The organism is Nesterenkonia populi, from assembly GCF_007994735.1.
GTDB lineage: Bacteria > Actinomycetota > Actinomycetes > Actinomycetales > Micrococcaceae > Nesterenkonia > Nesterenkonia populi.
Map to the genome: position 1 here is coordinate 16,628 of NZ_VOIL01000001.1, position 14,918 is coordinate 31,545.

Annotated in this window: 11 protein-coding genes; 2 read left to right on the forward strand and 9 right to left on the reverse strand. The window is 66.7% G+C overall.

Annotation, left to right across the window (positions count from 1 at the left end; genetic code table 11):
• Positions 1–20 precede the first annotated feature (20 nt).
• From FWJ47_RS00090 to typA, 5 genes are all read right to left on the reverse strand, one after another.
• Positions 21–1,301 carry a citrate synthase gene (locus FWJ47_RS00090; protein ID WP_147102708.1) on the reverse strand — a complete coding sequence of 427 codons (1,281 nt, stop codon included), beginning with the start codon at positions 1,299–1,301 and terminating at the stop codon, positions 21–23.
• A gap of 32 nt (positions 1,302–1,333) precedes the next feature.
• Positions 1,334–2,467, reverse strand: a complete 1,134-nt coding sequence (gene dapC, locus FWJ47_RS00095; RefSeq protein WP_147102710.1) for a succinyldiaminopimelate transaminase — start codon at positions 2,465–2,467, stop codon at positions 1,334–1,336.
• Positions 2,468–2,568: 101 nt separating this feature from the next.
• Positions 2,569–2,895, reverse strand: coding sequence for a ferredoxin (fdxA, locus tag FWJ47_RS00100; RefSeq protein WP_147102713.1), 327 nt, complete (start codon positions 2,893–2,895; stop codon positions 2,569–2,571).
• 45 nt (positions 2,896–2,940) lie between these two features.
• Positions 2,941–3,393: a hypothetical protein gene (locus FWJ47_RS00105; RefSeq protein ID WP_147102715.1), complete on the reverse strand. Its 453-nt coding sequence runs from the start codon at positions 3,391–3,393 to the stop codon at positions 2,941–2,943.
• Between the two features lie 6 nt (positions 3,394–3,399).
• Complete coding sequence (typA, locus tag FWJ47_RS00110; protein ID WP_147102717.1) at positions 3,400–5,325, reverse strand: translational GTPase TypA; 1,926 nt, start codon at positions 5,323–5,325, stop codon at positions 3,400–3,402.
• Positions 5,326–5,457: 132 nt separating this feature from the next.
• Here typA and FWJ47_RS00115 point away from each other — a divergent pair, with 132 nt between their 5' ends.
• Both FWJ47_RS00115 and FWJ47_RS00120 read left to right on the forward strand, forming a co-directional pair.
• A complete protein-coding gene (locus tag FWJ47_RS00115; RefSeq protein WP_211358936.1) occupies positions 5,458–6,963 on the forward strand; it encodes an SLC13 family permease in 1,506 nt (501 codons plus the stop codon).
• A 43-nt stretch (positions 6,964–7,006) separates the two neighbouring features.
• Positions 7,007–9,073 (forward strand): S9 family peptidase, encoded by a 2,067-nt coding sequence (locus tag FWJ47_RS00120; protein ID WP_147102719.1) that lies wholly within the window; start codon positions 7,007–7,009, stop codon positions 9,071–9,073.
• Between the two features lie 3 nt (positions 9,074–9,076).
• Here FWJ47_RS00120 and FWJ47_RS00125 read toward each other — a convergent pair whose 3' ends face one another.
• From FWJ47_RS00125 to FWJ47_RS00140, 4 genes are read right to left on the reverse strand one after another with little or no spacing between them, the layout of a single operon-like run.
• Positions 9,077–10,270 carry an amidohydrolase gene (locus tag FWJ47_RS00125; protein ID WP_147102721.1) on the reverse strand — a complete coding sequence of 398 codons (1,194 nt, stop codon included), beginning with the start codon at positions 10,268–10,270 and terminating at the stop codon, positions 9,077–9,079.
• 15 nt (positions 10,271–10,285) lie between these two features.
• Entirely contained in the window at positions 10,286–12,250 is a 1,965-nt protein-coding gene (locus FWJ47_RS00130) for an ABC transporter ATP-binding protein (RefSeq protein WP_246126092.1), read from the reverse strand.
• Positions 12,247–13,398, reverse strand: a complete 1,152-nt coding sequence (locus FWJ47_RS00135) for an ABC transporter permease (RefSeq protein WP_147102723.1) — start codon at positions 13,396–13,398, stop codon at positions 12,247–12,249. The genes FWJ47_RS00130 and FWJ47_RS00135 overlap by 4 nt, the downstream gene beginning before the upstream one ends.
• Positions 13,395–14,918: an ABC transporter permease gene (locus FWJ47_RS00140; protein WP_147102725.1), complete on the reverse strand. Its 1,524-nt coding sequence runs from the start codon at positions 14,916–14,918 to the stop codon at positions 13,395–13,397. The genes FWJ47_RS00135 and FWJ47_RS00140 overlap by 4 nt, the downstream gene beginning before the upstream one ends.

Here is a 14,918-nt window from a genome sequence, read left to right on the forward strand (position 1 = left end):
CCCAGAGGAACTCCCCCTGCTCACGCAGGGTAGTGCCTCTCCTGGTAGCCGGTGTAGATCTGACGCGGGCGGCCGATCTTGGTGCCGCGGTCGCTCATCATCTCGCGCCACTGGGCGATCCATCCGGGCAGGCGGCCCAGAGCGAAGAGGGGTGTGAACATCTTCTCGGGGAAGCCCATCGCCTTGTAGATCAGGCCGGTGTAGAAGTCGACGTTCGGGTACAGCTTGCGCTCCACGAAGTAGTCGTCCTCCAGGGCGACGGCCTCGAGCCGCTGAGCGATCTCGAAGAGCTCATTGTCGCCGCCCAGCTTGCCCAGGATGTCGTCGGCCAGGCCCTTCACGATGCGGGCGCGCGGGTCATAGTTCTTGTACACGCGGTGGCCGAAGCCCATCAGGCGGATGCCGGCTTCCTTGTTCTTGACCTTGGTCATGAACTCCTCCGGGCTCATGTCCGAGGCCTGCAGCTCCTTGAGCATGTGCAGGACTGCCTCGTTCGCGCCGCCGTGGGCGGGGCCGAACAGGGCGTTGATGCCCGCGGAGACGGAGGCGAACAGGTTCGCCTGAGCGGAGCCGACCAGGCGCACAGTGGAGGTGGAGCAGTTCTGCTCATGGTCCGCGTGCAGAATCAGCAGGGTATCCAGAGCTTTCGCCATGTCCGGGTCCACCTCGTAGCCCTCGGCAGGAACGCCGAAGCAGCCTCGGATGAAGTTCTCCACCAGGTCCAGGTTGTTGTCCGGGTAGAGCATCGCCTGGCCCACGGACTTCTTGTACGCGTAGGAGGCGATGGTCGGCAGCTTGGCCAGCAGGCGGTAGGTGGAGCGCTCCACCTGCTCGTCGTCGAACGGGTCCAGGGAGTCCTGGTAGAAGGTCGAGAGGGCGGACACTGCGGAGGACAGCACCGGCATGGGGTGGGCATCGCGCGGGAAGCCGGAGAAGAAGTCCTTCAGGTCCTCGTGCAGCAGGGTGTGACGGCGGGTCACATGGTCGAAGTCGGCCAGCTGCTGCTGGGTGGGCAGCTCGCCGTAGATCAGCAGGTAGGAGACCTCCAGGAAGTTGGAGTTCTCCGCCAGCTGCTCGATCGGGTATCCGCGGTAGCGGAGGATGCCCTCGTTACCGTCGATGTAGGTGATGGCCGACTTGGTGTTGGCTGTGTTCATGAAGCCGGGGTCATAGGTGACCGCACCGGTGGTCTTCAGCAGCGGACCGATGTTGAGGCCATCATTGCCCTCAACGGCGCTCTCCACAGGGAGTTCAAGCTCATGGTCCTGATACGTCAGGTTCGCGGCAGCCTGCTCAGTCATAGGGTTCTCCTTCAAGCTAGGGCAAGACGTCCCTAACCTACCGTGTTCCAAGCCACACGCGCCAATGGTGACCGGAGACGCTCAGCGGCGTCAGCAATCTCCGAATCTGATGCAGTGAGGGCCACACGGATGCGGCCCTGTCCGGCGTCGCCGTAGAAGGTCCCGGGACCGACGACGATGCCTCGCTCGGCCATTCGTGCCACCTGGGACCAGGTGTCGCCGGAGCCGTCCGTGCACCAGAGGTAGAGGCCCGCCTCCGAGTGCTCCACGGTGAAGCCTGCGGCCTCCAGCGCAGACTTCGCCCGGAATCGGCGAGCGGCGTAGATTCTGCGCTGAGCGGCGACGTGCTCGTCATCCGACATGGCAGCGGTCAGGGCTTCCTGCACGGGTGCGGGCATGATCATTCCCGCGTGCTTGCGAGCATTGAGCAGCCCCGTGGTCAGCTTGGGACAGCCTGCGACGAAGGCGGCCCGGTAGCCGGCCAGATTGGACTGCTTGGATGCCGAGTACACCGCCAGCAGCCCCTCGTGGCTGCCCTCAGCCACTCGTGGGTCCAAGATCGAGGGGACCTCCTCGGCCTCCCACGGCAGCATCGCATAGCATTCGTCGGAGGCCACCGCTGCGCCGATCCTGCGAGCCAGGCGCACCCACTCGCGCAGCCGGGCGACGTCGTCGACCCGGCCGGTGGGGTTGGCCGGGGAGTTCAGCCAGATCAGCTTCACCCGGGTCAGCGTCTGCTCATCCAGCTCGGCCGGATCGTCGACGGCGAGCGGCTCCGCGCCGACGATCTGAGCGCCCATCTCATAGGTGGGGTAGGCGATCCTGGGGCGCAGCACGATATCGCCCGCGCCCAGCCCGAGCAGGGCGGGCAGCCAGGCGACGAATTCCTTGGACCCGACAGTCGGCAGGACCGTGTCAGGATCGACGTCGGGCACTCCACGAACCCGGCGGAACCAGGCAGCCACCGTCTCACGCAGCGCAGGCGTGCCATGGGTGGACGGATAGCCGGGAGCATCCGCGGCAGAGGCCAGGGCCTCACGAATCGCAGCGGGTGTGGGGTCAGCGGGCGTTCCGATGGAGAGGTCGATGACCCCGCCGGGGTGCTCGGCGGCCTGAGCCCGGTAGGGCGCCATCGCATCCCACGGATACTGAGGAAGGCTGAGCATGAATGAACGCGGCCTGCCGGGGTGAAGCCCCTTCTCCGCTCAGCGCCTGCGGCGCTGCAAGGAATCCTCTGGGGCTTCGCTCCGGCAGGGCCGCTCCTTGTCTATTCCTCTTCGGCCTGCGGGGGCAGGGCGGAGATGACGTCGTGGTCCTTGTCGATCTTGCCCATCTTGGCGGCGCCGCCGGGGGAACCGATGTCGTCGAAGAACTCCACGTTGGCACGGTAGTACTCGTCCCATTCCTCGGGGAGGTCATCCTCGTAGTAGATGGCCTCCACAGGGCAGACGGGCTCGCAGGCGCCGCAGTCCACACATTCGTCCGGGTGGATGTACAGGGACCGTTCGCCCTCGTAGATGCAGTCGACGGGGCACTCGTCAATGCAGGCCTTGTCCTTCAGGTCCACACAGGGAAGCGCAATGATGTAAGTCATGGGTCCTCACGGTTTCGCAGAGTGCAGGTGCGTCTGTTGAACATTCTACGGGTGGTGATCAAGTGAGGCCTCAGCACGACGACGCGCGAGGTCATCTTTCGCGAGGATCCCCTGGGTCAGCAGCATCGCCGCGAAGGTGATCACCGCCGTGCCGCCCCACCAGATCAGTGAGGCCAGCACCGGCCCGGGCAGCGACTCCCAGGTCAGCTCGTTGTAGGGGACCATCAGCTGGTCCGGGCCGGGCCAGATGTAGGCGGCCGTCGCCACCGTGAACGCCGCGATCCCCATGACCATGGGCTCGAGCATGGCCCGAGCAGTGGTTCCGGCCCACAGCTGGGCAGCCAGCAGCAGCGCCAGCCCCAGCGCCGCGCCCCAGGGCACGACGGCGAGGGTGCCGACCTCGCCCAGCATCCAGATGTTGCCGTGCAGGGCGGTGCCGATGATTCCGAGGATGACGCCGATGGCTGCGCAGGCGCCGAGCAGTCCGGCTCTGGGCATAGCGGATCAGGAGGCCGCGTCGGCCTGCTTCTTCCTGCGGGACGCCTTCATCCGCTCGGAGGAGTCGAGGAGGACCTTTCGGATGCGGATGGCCTCCGGGGTCACCTCCACGCACTCGTCCTCGTTGGCGAACTCGAGGGACTCCTCAAGGGTGAGCCTGGTGGGCGGGGTGAGGCCTTCGAAGGAGTCTGCGGAGGCCGCACGCATATTGGTGAGCTTCTTCTCCTTGGTGATGTTGACCTCCATGTCGTCGGCACGGGAGTTCTCGCCGACCACCTGGCCCTCGTACACCTCGTTCTGCGGGTCGACGAAGAAGGTGCCGCGCTCCTGCAGGTTGATCATTGCGAACGGGGTGGCGGTGCCGGCCCGGTCGGAGATCAGGGAGCCGGAGATCCGGTACTCGATGGCGCCCTTCCAGGGCTCGTAGCCGGCCGCGTAGGAGGAGGCGATGCCGGCGCCGCGGGTCTCGGTGAGGAACTTGGTGCGGAAGCCGATGAGGCCGCGGGCGGGCACCATGAACTCCATCCGGATCCAGCCGGTGCCGTTGTTGGTCATCACGTTCATGGTCCCCTTGCGGGCAGCCAGCAGCTGGGTGATGGCGCCCATGAACTCCTCGGGGGCGTCGATGGTGAGATTCTCCATCGGCTCATGCAGCTTGCCGTCGACCTCCCTGGTGACGACCTGCGGCTTGCCGACGGTCAGCTCGAAGCCTTCGCGGCGCATCTGCTCGACCAGGATGGCCAGGGCGAGCTCGCCGCGGCCCTGGACCTCCCACATGTCCGGGCGGTCGGTGGGAAGCACCTTGATGGAGACGTTGCCGATGAGCTCCTGGTCGAGACGGTCCCTGACCTGGCGCGCGGTGACTTTGGCGCCCTTGACCCGCCCAGCAGTGGGGGCGGTGTTGATGCCGATGGTCATGCTGATGGCGGGGTCGTCGACCACGATGTTCGGCAGCGGTTTGGGGCTCTCGAGGTCGGTGAGGCTCTCACCGATCATGATGTCGGCGATGCCGGCGACGGCGACGATCTCACCGGGGCCCGCGGACTCGGCCGGGACGCGCTCCAGGCCCTTGGTGGCCAGCAGCTCGGTGATCTTCACGGTCTTGTGGGTGCCGTCCTTGCGGGCCCATGCGACCTGCTGGTTCTTCTTCAGCGTGCCGTTGCGCACGCGCAGCAGCGCCAGGCGACCCAGGAAGGGGCTGGCGTCCAGGTTGGTGACGTGAGCCTGGAGGACCTCTTCGTCATCGTAGGTGGGGGCCGGGACGTGCTCCAGGATGGTGGAGAACAGGGGCTCGAGATCCTCGTTCTCGGGGAGGCCGCCGTCAGCGGGCTGGTCGGTGGAGGCCCGGCCGGCCTTGCCGGAGGCGTAGACGACGGGAACGTCGAGCACGGAGTCGAGGTCCAGGTCGGGGTTCTCCTCGGCGACGTCGGAGGCAAGGCCGAGCAGCAGGTCCATGGTGTCGGAGACGACGCCGTCGATACGGGCGTCGGGACGGTCGGTCTTGTTGACCACCAGGATGACCGGCAGGGAGGCGTTGAGCGCCTTGCGCAGCACAAAGCGGGTCTGCGGCAGCGGGCCCTCAGAGGCGTCCACGAGCAGCACGACGCCGTCGACCATGGACAGGCCCCGCTCCACCTCGCCGCCGAAGTCGGCGTGGCCGGGGGTGTCGATGACGTTGATGGTGACCTGCTCGGCGTCGGCCTTCTCCTGTGCGGCGGGGCCGGAGTAGAACACCGTGGTGTTCTTGGCCAGGATGGTGATTCCCTTCTCCTTCTCGAGCTCACCGGAGTCCATCACCCGCTCCTCGTTCTCGCCGTGGCCGCCGTAGGCCTTGGTCTGAGTGAGCATGGCGTCCACCAGGGTGGTCTTGCCGTGGTCGACGTGGGCGACGATCGCGACATTGCGCAGATCATTGCGGGTAGTGATAGTCACTCGGGTGGTGCCTTCCAGAAGAGATGCGGGTCCAACCTCACCAGTGTACGGGTGGGCGCCAAACCGGACAGCGCCCTCCGCACCCCCGTCGAAGTGGCTCCTCTCACACGTGACGTGGGACACTTGGGCGCCATGAGCCCCCGCGAAGTCCACGGCAACGACGTCCAGACCAAGGGTGAGCACCGCTCGGAGAACAAGCTGCGCGCCCGGATCGGGCTCGTGCTCGGTCCGGCGCTGTTCGCCCTGATCTTCTTTGTTCCCGCGCTGACTGGGCTTGATGACGCGCCGCGGGCCACCCTGGCGGTGACCCTGTGGGTGTCCTCCTGGTGGATCACCCAGGCGCTCCCGATCCCGGCGACCTCCCTGATCCCGCTGGTGCTGCTGCCTCTGGCCGGGGCCACGGATGAATCCACTGCGGCCACCGCCTACGCCAACCCGATCGTCTTCATGTACATGGGCGGCTTCACCATCGCCCTGGCCATCCAGAAGTGGGACCTGCACCGCCGGATCGCGATGAGCATCATCCGCATGGTCGGCACCAAGGGGCAGCGGCTGACCCTGGGCATCATCATCGCCACTGCCGCACTGTCCATGTGGATCTCGAACGCGGCCACCGCCCTGATGATGCTGCCCATCGGCCTGGCGCTCATCGAGGAGGTGCGGGAGAAGAGGTTCTACGACGACTCCGACTTCTCCAAGTTCGCCAAGGGGCTGCTGCTGTCCATCGCCTATGCGGCCTCCATCGGTGGTCTGGCGACCATCATCGGCTCGGTGCCCAATGCGGTCTTCGTGGCCCAGGCGGATGTGCTGCTGGATGAGAACGTCACCTTCGCCCAGTGGTTCGCCTTCGCCTTCCCGCTGACCGTGCTGATGCTGGGAATCCTCTACCTGTACATGTCGCGCGTGGCGTTCCGGGTGAAGGGCAGCCCTGACATCGGCTCCGAGTTCGCCAAGGAGCAGCTGCGGAAGCTGGGGCCGATGTCCTATGAGGAGAAGGCCGTGCTGGCGATCTTCGCCGCCGTCGGCACCATGTGGATGGTGGTCGGCTTCATCCCCGAGGCCGTGCTCGAGGTCTTCCCTCTCTCCGATGCGACCATCTCCATGACCGGGGCGGTGCTGATGTTCCTGATCCCCGCCCGTCAGGAGCGCGGGGGGCTCCTGGTCTGGAATGACATGACGGAGCTCCCCTGGGGCATTCTGCTGCTCTTCGGCGGCGGCCTGTCTCTGGCCGCGGCCTTCGACGACTCGGAGCTCACCCCCTGGTTCGGCGAGCTGCTGGGCGGCCTGGACGTGCTCCCCTACGTGGCGATCGTCATCGCCCTTGCCGCCATCGTGCTGTTCATGACGGAGATCATGTCCAACACGGCGGTCTCCAACATGCTCATCCCCGTCTCGGTCGGCTTGGGGCTTGGGATGGGCGTGGATCCGTTCGCGATTATGGCGATCGTCGCGCTGACCTCCACCTGCGCGTTCATGCTGCCGATATCCACTCCCCCGAACGCGGCAGTCTTCAGCTCCGATCATCTCTCCATGGATGACATGGTCAAGGCAGGGTTCTGGATGAACATCGCCGCAATCATCATGATCAGTGTGTTCGTGCTCCTCTGGCAGCCCGTGGTGCTGGCCTCAGGCAGCTGACTCCGCAAAATCGGCGTCATACGGCTGTGGAAGGATCGCGGGTATGAGCCATGGCACGTTTGCGGACCTGGACCTGTTCACCTCATACCCCCGGATCGGCGGGCTGGCGCTCAGCCCCGACGGCGCCCGGCTGGTGACCGGCGTCCAAACCCTCAGCGCTAAGAGGGACAAGTACGTCACCGCGCTCTGGGAGATCGACCCCGCCGGCGAGCGCCCCGCCCGGCGGATCACCCGCAGCGCCCACGGTGAGTCCGGCCCGGTGTTCGCGGCGAACGGGGACCTGTACTTCACCTCCGCCCGCCCCGACGAGGCCGACGGCAAGGACGACGCCGCGCTCTGGTGCCTTCCCGCAGCCGGCGGCGAAGCGCATGTGGTGAACCGGCGTCCCGGCGGGGTCACCGGGGTGCTCGCCGCTGAGCAGGCGGACACCGTGGCTGCCACCGGCCCGATGCTGCCCGGCGCTGAGGATGAGGAGGCCCACGCCGCCCTGCAGAAGGGCCGGAAGGAGGCGAGCGTGCAGGCGATCCTGCACAGCTCCTACCCGGTGCGGTTCTGGGACCACGACCTGGGCCCTGCCGAGCCCACGCTCTTCGTCCTCGGGGCTGAGGAGGAGCACGACGGCGCGAACTCGCCTGAGCCGGCACGGCGGGCTCTTCGCGCAGTCACCAAGGACCTGGGCGCCCGTTTCAGCGACGCCGTCCTCACTCCCGACGGAAGCCGGGCGCTGGTGGGCCTGCGCATCCCGGAGGCGAAGGCTGACATGCGCTCCTGCCTCGCAGTGGTGAACCTCGCCACCGGTGAGAGCCGCGTTCTCGCGGACGACCCGGAGCGGAACTTCTCGGCAGGACCTGTCAGCCCGGACAGCACCCGTGCGGCGATCGTCGTCTCCACCCGCCCCACCCCTCAGGCGGCGATGATCCCGCAGATGCACGTCATCGACCTGAAGACCGGTGAGCTGACCCAGGTGGGCACCAACGTGGACCTGTGGCTGAGCCCGGCTGCCTGGCTCCCGGAGGGCTCGGAATTCCTGGCCACCGGGGACACGGACGGCCGCGGCCCGATCTTCCGGGTGAGCCTCTCCACCGGTGATGCTGTGCAGGTCACCCACGACGATGCGACCTACACCGACGTGAGGGTCTCCCCCGACGGTAAGACCGCCTACGGGCTGCGCTCCAGCTACCTGTTCCCCGCTGAGACGGTCCGCGTGGATCTGTCCACGGGTGAGGCGCAGCGGCTGCAGAACCCGGTGGACCGCCCCGAGATCCCCGGAACTCTCACCGAGGTGGAGACTCGGGCCGGCGACGGCGTGCGGGTGCGCGGATGGCTCGCGCTGCCCGAGGGCGCCTCCGCTGAGAAGCCTGCGCCGCTGCTGCTGTGGATCCACGGCGGTCCCCTCAACTCGTGGAACGCCTGGTCATGGCGGTGGACCCCGTGGGCCGCTGCCGCCCGCGGGTACGCGGTGCTGCTTCCTGATCCGGCGCTGTCCACCGGCTACGGGCAGGAGTTCGTCCAGCGCGGCTGGAACTCCTGGGGCGACAAGCCCTACACCGACCTGATGGACATCACCGACGCCGTCGTCGCCCGTGAAGACGTCGATGGGGCCCGGACGGCGGCGATGGGCGGCTCCTTCGGCGGGTACATGGCGAACTGGGTGGCCGGGCACACAGACCGGTTCCGGGCAATCGTCACGCATGCGAGCCTGTGGGCGCTGGACCAGTTCGGCCCGACCACGGACATGTCGAGCTCCTGGCGTCGTCAGATCAACGCGGAGATGGAGGCGAAGCACTCACCGCACAGCTTTGTGGAGAGCATCCGCACCCCCATGTTCGTCATCCACGGGGACAAAGACTATCGGGTGCCGATCGGAGAGGGACTGCGGCTCTGGTACGAGCTGCTGGAGAAGTCAGGGCTGCCCATGGAGGCCGACGGGAGCACCGTTCACCGCTTCCTGTACTTCCCGGACGAGAACCACTGGATTCTCAAGCCGCAGCACGCGAAGGTCTGGTACCAGGCGATCTTCGCGTTCCTCGCTGAGCACGTCCTCGGCGAGGCGGGCTCCGAGCTGCTCCCGGCAGAGCTCGGCCTCACCGCTCCCGCCGAGGACGCCTAGCCTTCAGCGCGGGACGACCGTGCCCTCGCGCGTGTCCTGGTTGTAGGTGTAGACCTCGCGGCCTTCGATCCATGTGCTCAGGGCGCGGCTGCGGGTGTCCAGGGGGTCTCCGTCCCACAGAACCAGGTCGGCGTCCTTGCCCTTCTCCAAGGAACCGACCCGGTCGGCCACGCCGAGCACCTCGGCAGGGTTGAGGGTGACGGCCTTCAGCGCCTCCACCGGGTCCATGCCCTCCTTCACAGCGAGGGCAGCCTGATGGATGAGGAAGTCGATGGGCACCACGGGGTGGTCAGTGATGATGGAAACCTTCACTCCCGCCTCTGCGAGGATCCCAGGGCCCTTGGATGACCGGCCCCGGACCTCCGCCTTGGAGCGGGAGACGATCATCGGCCCGCAGAGGACGGGCACGTTCCTCTCCGCGATGACGTCGGCGATCTTGTATGCCTCGGTGCCGTGGTCGAGGACGAGCTCGTAGCCGAACTCGTCTGCCATGCGCAGAGCTGTGGCGATGTCGTCGGCCCGGTGGGAATGCTGCCGCCAAGGGATCTCGCGGCGGAGCACCATGCCGAGTGCCTCGTTGACGAGGTGGGAGCCGCGCTCCTTCTCGTCCCTTTCCGCCCATGCCTGCGCCTCGGCGAAGGCCTTCCGGATGGTGTAGGCGGTGCCGAGCCGGGTGGCGGGGGTCTTCTTCTGCTCCCCGTAGACACGTTTGGGGTTCTCGCCGAGGGCTGCTTTGAGCCCGGAGGGTGAGCGCAGCACCATCTCGTCCACGATGCGTCCGTGGACTTTGATCGCGACGGCGAGCCCGCCGATGGGGTTGGCGGAGCCGGGGTTCACGTTCACGGTGGTCACGCCGCCGGTCAGGGCATCGTCGAAGCCGACGTCGGCGGGGTTGATGGCGTCGAGGGCGCGGACGGCGGCGGTGACCGGGTCGGTCTTCTCGTTGGTGTCATCGCCGGCCCACCCCTCGCCCTCCTCGTGCGTGCCGAGATGGACGTGGGCGTCGACGAGGCCGGGGGTGACCCAGCCGCCGTCGGCGTCGACCGTCTCATAGCCGCGCGGGCTCTTCACCTTCTTGCCGAGGTCGGCGATCTTCCCGTCGGTCACGAGCAGGCTCCCGTGGAAAGGCTCCCCTGCGATGGGGACGATCCACGCGTTCTCGATGACGAGGTTCTGGGCAGACTCGTTCTCAGTCACTGTTGAATGTCCTTCTCAGTCGAGGCGGAGGCCGTGGGAGGCGAGCAGCTCACGGCGGGCTTCGCGGCGCTGGCGCTGCTGCTGCGGGTGCGGCACCGGGGCGGCGGAAAGGAGCCGCTTGGTGTAGTCCTCGCGAGGGTGCCTGAGGATCTGCTCCTTGGAGCCCTGCTCCACCACGGCGCCTTTCTCCATGACCATGATCTGGTCGGCGAGCTGGTCGACGACGGCCAGGTCGTGAGTGACGAACAGGCAGGCGAAGTCGTACTGCTGCTGCAGCTCGGCGAACATGTCCAGGACCCTGGCCTGCACGGAGACGTCCAGGGCGGAGGTGGGCTCGTCGGCGATGAGGATGGAGGGCTCCAGGCTGAGCGCCCGGGCGATGGAGATGCGCTGCCGCTGCCCGCCAGAGAGCTCATGCGGGTACCGGTTGATCACCGAGCGCGGCAGCTTCACCGCATCCAGCAGCTCCTCGGCCCGGGCGGTGCGGCTGGCGCTGTCCCCCACCCCGTGGACGACCATCGGCTCGGCGATCACATCACCGATGGGGAACCGGGGGTCGAGCGAAGCGGCGGGGTCCTGGAAGACAACCCCGATGTCCTTCCGCAGGGCTTTGCGCTCCGCGCCGGAAAGAGCTGGGAGATTCTTGCCGCGGATGTACAGTTCGCCGGCATCGACCTCTAGCAGCCCGAGGACCGCTTTGGCGACGGTGGACTTTCCGGAGCCGGACTCCCCCACCAGGCCGAGAATCTCCCCGGGGCGGACCCCGAAGTTCACGCCCTCGACCACTCGCTTGTTCTTCCCCCGCACCCTATAGGCCAGGGCCAGGTTCCGGGCCTGAAGGGCGAACTCCTCGGTGGGGCCGCTGGCCCCCTTCGCCTCGCCGGCCCCAGCAATCCCGGCGGCTCCCTGCGCGGAAGATGCTGGCGCCTCCTCAAGCGCGGAGGCATCAGCATCGCGCAGCTTGGGCATGGCCTCCAGCAGACGGCGGGTGTATGCGTGCTGGGGGTGGAGCAGGATCTCCTCCGCGGTGCCGGTCTCCACCACTTCGCCCTGGAACATGACGACCACACGATCCGCCATATCCGCGACCACCCCCATGTTGTGGGTGATGAGCATAATGCCGGTGTTGAGCTTCTCCTTCAGCCCGCGCAGCAGGTCGAGGATCTCCGCCTGGACGGTGACATCCAAGGCAGTCGTCGGCTCATCCGCAATGATCATCTTGGGGTTGCAGGCGATCGCCATGGCGATGACGATGCGCTGCCGCTGACCGCCGGAGAACTGGTGCGGGTACTCGTGGATACGTTTCTCAGGCTCCGGAATGCCGACCTGGTGCAGCAGCTGGATCGCGCGGGCGAGCGCCTCCTCGCCTAAGGCCTGGTCATGCACCTGCAGGGCCTCGACCAACTGGTCGGAGATCTTCAGCACCGGATTCAGCGAGGTCATCGGCTCCTGGAAGACCATGGAGACCTCGTCGCCGCGCAGGGCGCGCAGCTTGGCCGGGGACAAGTCGGTGACTTCCTTGCCGTCGAGGAAGACTTTCCCCGAGAGCGCGGCGTTCTCCGCCATGAGCCCCATAGCGGTCGAACTGGTGACGGACTTGCCGGAGCCGGATTCGCCGACCACGGCGACGACCTCACCGGGCTTGACCTCGAAGCTGACACCTTTGACGGCCTCCACGGTGCCGAACTCGGTGGAGAAGCTGACCTTGACGTCCTCGAAGCGCAGGGCGGTGTCCGTCTCGAACTCAGCGCGCTGAATCTCCGGCGCATCCGCAGCAGTCACCCCTCCTCGGGTTCGCCGGATCAGGTACGCAGCCAGCACGTACCCGAGAATCACCAGCACGGCGAAGCCGAGGACGAACAGGGGAGCGGCGGACAGCCCCTCGCCCGTCTGGTCGGCCTCATCGAGCAGGTCGTCATAGTTGGGATCCGCGGCCCCGACGAGCCCGGCTGTCCTCTGCAGGAGCTGTGCCAGCATCATTTCTTCCTCCTGAACCGCATAGTGTTGCCATGGGGATCGTTCTGCCCAGCGGGCATCTGAGCCCCGCCGGGGCCGCCGGCGGCAGACTGCCCGATCTCCTGCTGCTTGGGGGAGAACACCTTCTGCACCCCGCGCAGGCCCAGCACTCCTGCGAGCGAAGGCCGGGAATCACCGCTGCGCTTCTGCCGCGGGTCAAAGGCGTCACGGAGCCCGTCACCGATGAAGTTGGCGGTCAGGGCGATCACGATGATGAACAGGCCGGGGAACCAGAACAGCCACGGACGAGTGCCCAGCGCGTTCTGGTACTGGTCCACCAGCAGGCCCAGGGAGACTTCCGGCCGGGAGACGCCGAGCCCCAGGAAGGAGAGCGTGGTCTCCAGCAGGAGCGCGACGGCCAGAGAGAAGGTCGCATTGACGATGATCACGCCGATGCTGTTCGGAATCATGTGTCTGCCGATGATCCGCGCAGGTGAGGCACCCATGGCCACCGCCGCAGAGACGTACTCCTTCTCACGGATGCTCAGAACCTCAGCCCGCACCAGACGGCACATACCTGTCCACGTCGCCAAACCCAGCAGCACGCCCAGCATAAAGACGCTGCCACCGGCCAGAGGCCCCACCAGAGCTGCGAAGACCAGGGTGGGAATGACAATGACGAGATCCGTCATACGCATGATGACCGACTCGACCCACCCCCGGAAGTACCCGGCAACGGCGCCCAGCACGATGCCCAGCACGCTGGAGACGAAGGTGGCCACAAAGGCGACGATCAGGGACTGTTGGGTCCCCCGCATCACCATGGCGAAGTAGTCACGGCCCACGTTCTCCTGCCCGAAGGGATGCTCACCCAGGATGTTCCCGTCCTGGAGCATCGTGGGTCGACCGCCGTCGATGATGGAGCCCGTGGCTTGGAAGTGCTTGTCCCACCAGCCGGGCACGGGGCCGAACCCGATGGAGGAGAAGGCCAGCAGGGCAGTCGCTCCCAGGATCATCAGCGAGATGAGTGCGGGACGGTGGCTGAAGAACCGGCGTCGGATCAGCTGCCCCTGCGAATAGGAGCGGGTGTCACGTTCCAGCTTGGCGTCCTCGACCTCAGCGAGTTCCACCATCTGCTGCTCGTTGGGGTCTGGGGTCTGTTCGCTGCTCATACTCGGATCCTTGGGTCGAGGACGGCGTAGAGGATATCGGCCATCAGGTTGAACAGTACGGCCACTGCTCCTGTGACGATGATGAAGGCCATGACCGGCGCAGGGTCGGACAGCTGGATGCCAGTGATGAAGAGGTTGCCCATGGCGTTCCAGCCGAAGACGTTCTCCACCACCACCGAACCGCTGATCAGCGCCGCGAAGTCGAAGGCCACAATGGTGACCAGCGGGATCATGGCGTTGCGGAAGGCATGCTTCAGGATGACGGTGCGCTCAGGCACGCCCTTGGCTCGGGCGGTGCGCACGTAGTCCTGCTTCTGAACCTCCAGCATCGAGGAGCGGGTGTACCGCGTGTAGGTGGCCAGGGACAGCAGCGCCATCAGCAGCGACGGCAGCCAGAGCTGAGTCATCTGGTCCAGGGCAGTCACCCAGAAGTCGCCCTCCAGGTTGGGGGTGTGTGAGCCGATGGTGCGCACCGGCCGGGGCTTCAGGGAGAGCAGCTGCGGCCAGTGGTGCATGAAGTGGTCCAGCAGGATCATCCCCGACATCAGCACGCCGGTCAGGACTGCGGCCGCGGTGGCCTGTCCCCGCGCGTAGCCGCCGATGCTGCGGCCCACCACCACACAGATCGCAATGGTCAGGACGAAGAGCGCTCCGAGGAAGAACCAGCCGCCGGGCGGATCCTGGAGGATCCCCCAGGTGCCGTAGTAGGCGGCCATGCCGAGCGCCACCACGGTCAGCGCGGCGATGAGCACCCGACGGTTCCGCACCCCGGCGATCAGCGCCGTCAGGCCAAGGGCCAGCATCAGGGAGCCGATCAGGATGATGGGCGCGCCCAGCCGCGGGTGGGTCATGAAGTTCACCGCGTTCATCCAGGGCAGGACCGCACAGACGAACGCGAACATGATGCCGCCGGTGATGAGGCGGCGCTTGACGTCACCGCCTAGGACCAAGGGGACGACAAATGCGAGCAGCAGCGCGATCACCAGGATGTTGGCCCAGGTGAAGTGCGGCTCGAGCATCCAGTTGTTGAACTCGATGGCCAGCCACTCCTTCGCCAGGACTGCGGCCCAGAAGACCGGCAGCGAGAAGAAGAGGAACACGAAGAAGGTCATCGTGTAGTCCAGCAGGGAGTACTGGCGCATCGCGGTGACGATTCCGGTGAGCACGCCGACGACGATGGCGACCACGGTGGCCACAAAGATCAGCCGCAGGGACTGCTCGGCGGCCGCGGCGATCAGCGGGGTGACGGGCTGGCCGCTCATGGTGACGCCGAAGTCGCAGCTTCCGACGAAACAGCCCAGGATCCCGGAGAGCCAGTCCCAGTAGCGGACGTACCAGGGCTGGTCCAGCCCCATGCGGTCGATCCGCTCCTGCATCAGGTATTCGACGTTGTCGCCCTGCATCTCGCGCAGGTCCGCCAACGGGTCGCCGGTGTTGACGAGGATCGCGAAGACAAGGATGGTCGCGCCGAAGAGGACCAGCACAGTGCTGCCCAGGCGCTTGAGAATGTATTTCAGCAC

Excerpts from the sequence above, each read along its gene's own strand:
- FWJ47_RS00090 (WP_147102708.1), bottom strand. The coding sequence starts at position 1,301 with ATGACTGAGCAGGCTGCCGCGAACCTGACGTATCAGGACCATGAGCTT.
- dapC (WP_147102710.1), bottom strand. The coding sequence starts at position 2,467 with ATGCTCAGCCTTCCTCAGTATCCGTGGGATGCGATGGCGCCCTACCGG.
- fdxA (WP_147102713.1), bottom strand. The coding sequence starts at position 2,895 with ATGACTTACATCATTGCGCTTCCCTGTGTGGACCTGAAGGACAAGGCC.
- FWJ47_RS00105 (WP_147102715.1), bottom strand. The coding sequence starts at position 3,393 with ATGCCCAGAGCCGGACTGCTCGGCGCCTGCGCAGCCATCGGCGTCATC.
- FWJ47_RS00115 (WP_211358936.1), top strand. The coding sequence starts at position 5,458 with ATGAGCCCCCGCGAAGTCCACGGCAACGACGTCCAGACCAAGGGTGAG.
- FWJ47_RS00120 (WP_147102719.1), top strand. The coding sequence starts at position 7,007 with ATGAGCCATGGCACGTTTGCGGACCTGGACCTGTTCACCTCATACCCC.
- FWJ47_RS00130 (WP_246126092.1), bottom strand. The coding sequence starts at position 12,250 with ATGATGCTGGCACAGCTCCTGCAGAGGACAGCCGGGCTCGTCGGGGCC.
- FWJ47_RS00135 (WP_147102723.1), bottom strand. The coding sequence starts at position 13,398 with ATGAGCAGCGAACAGACCCCAGACCCCAACGAGCAGCAGATGGTGGAA.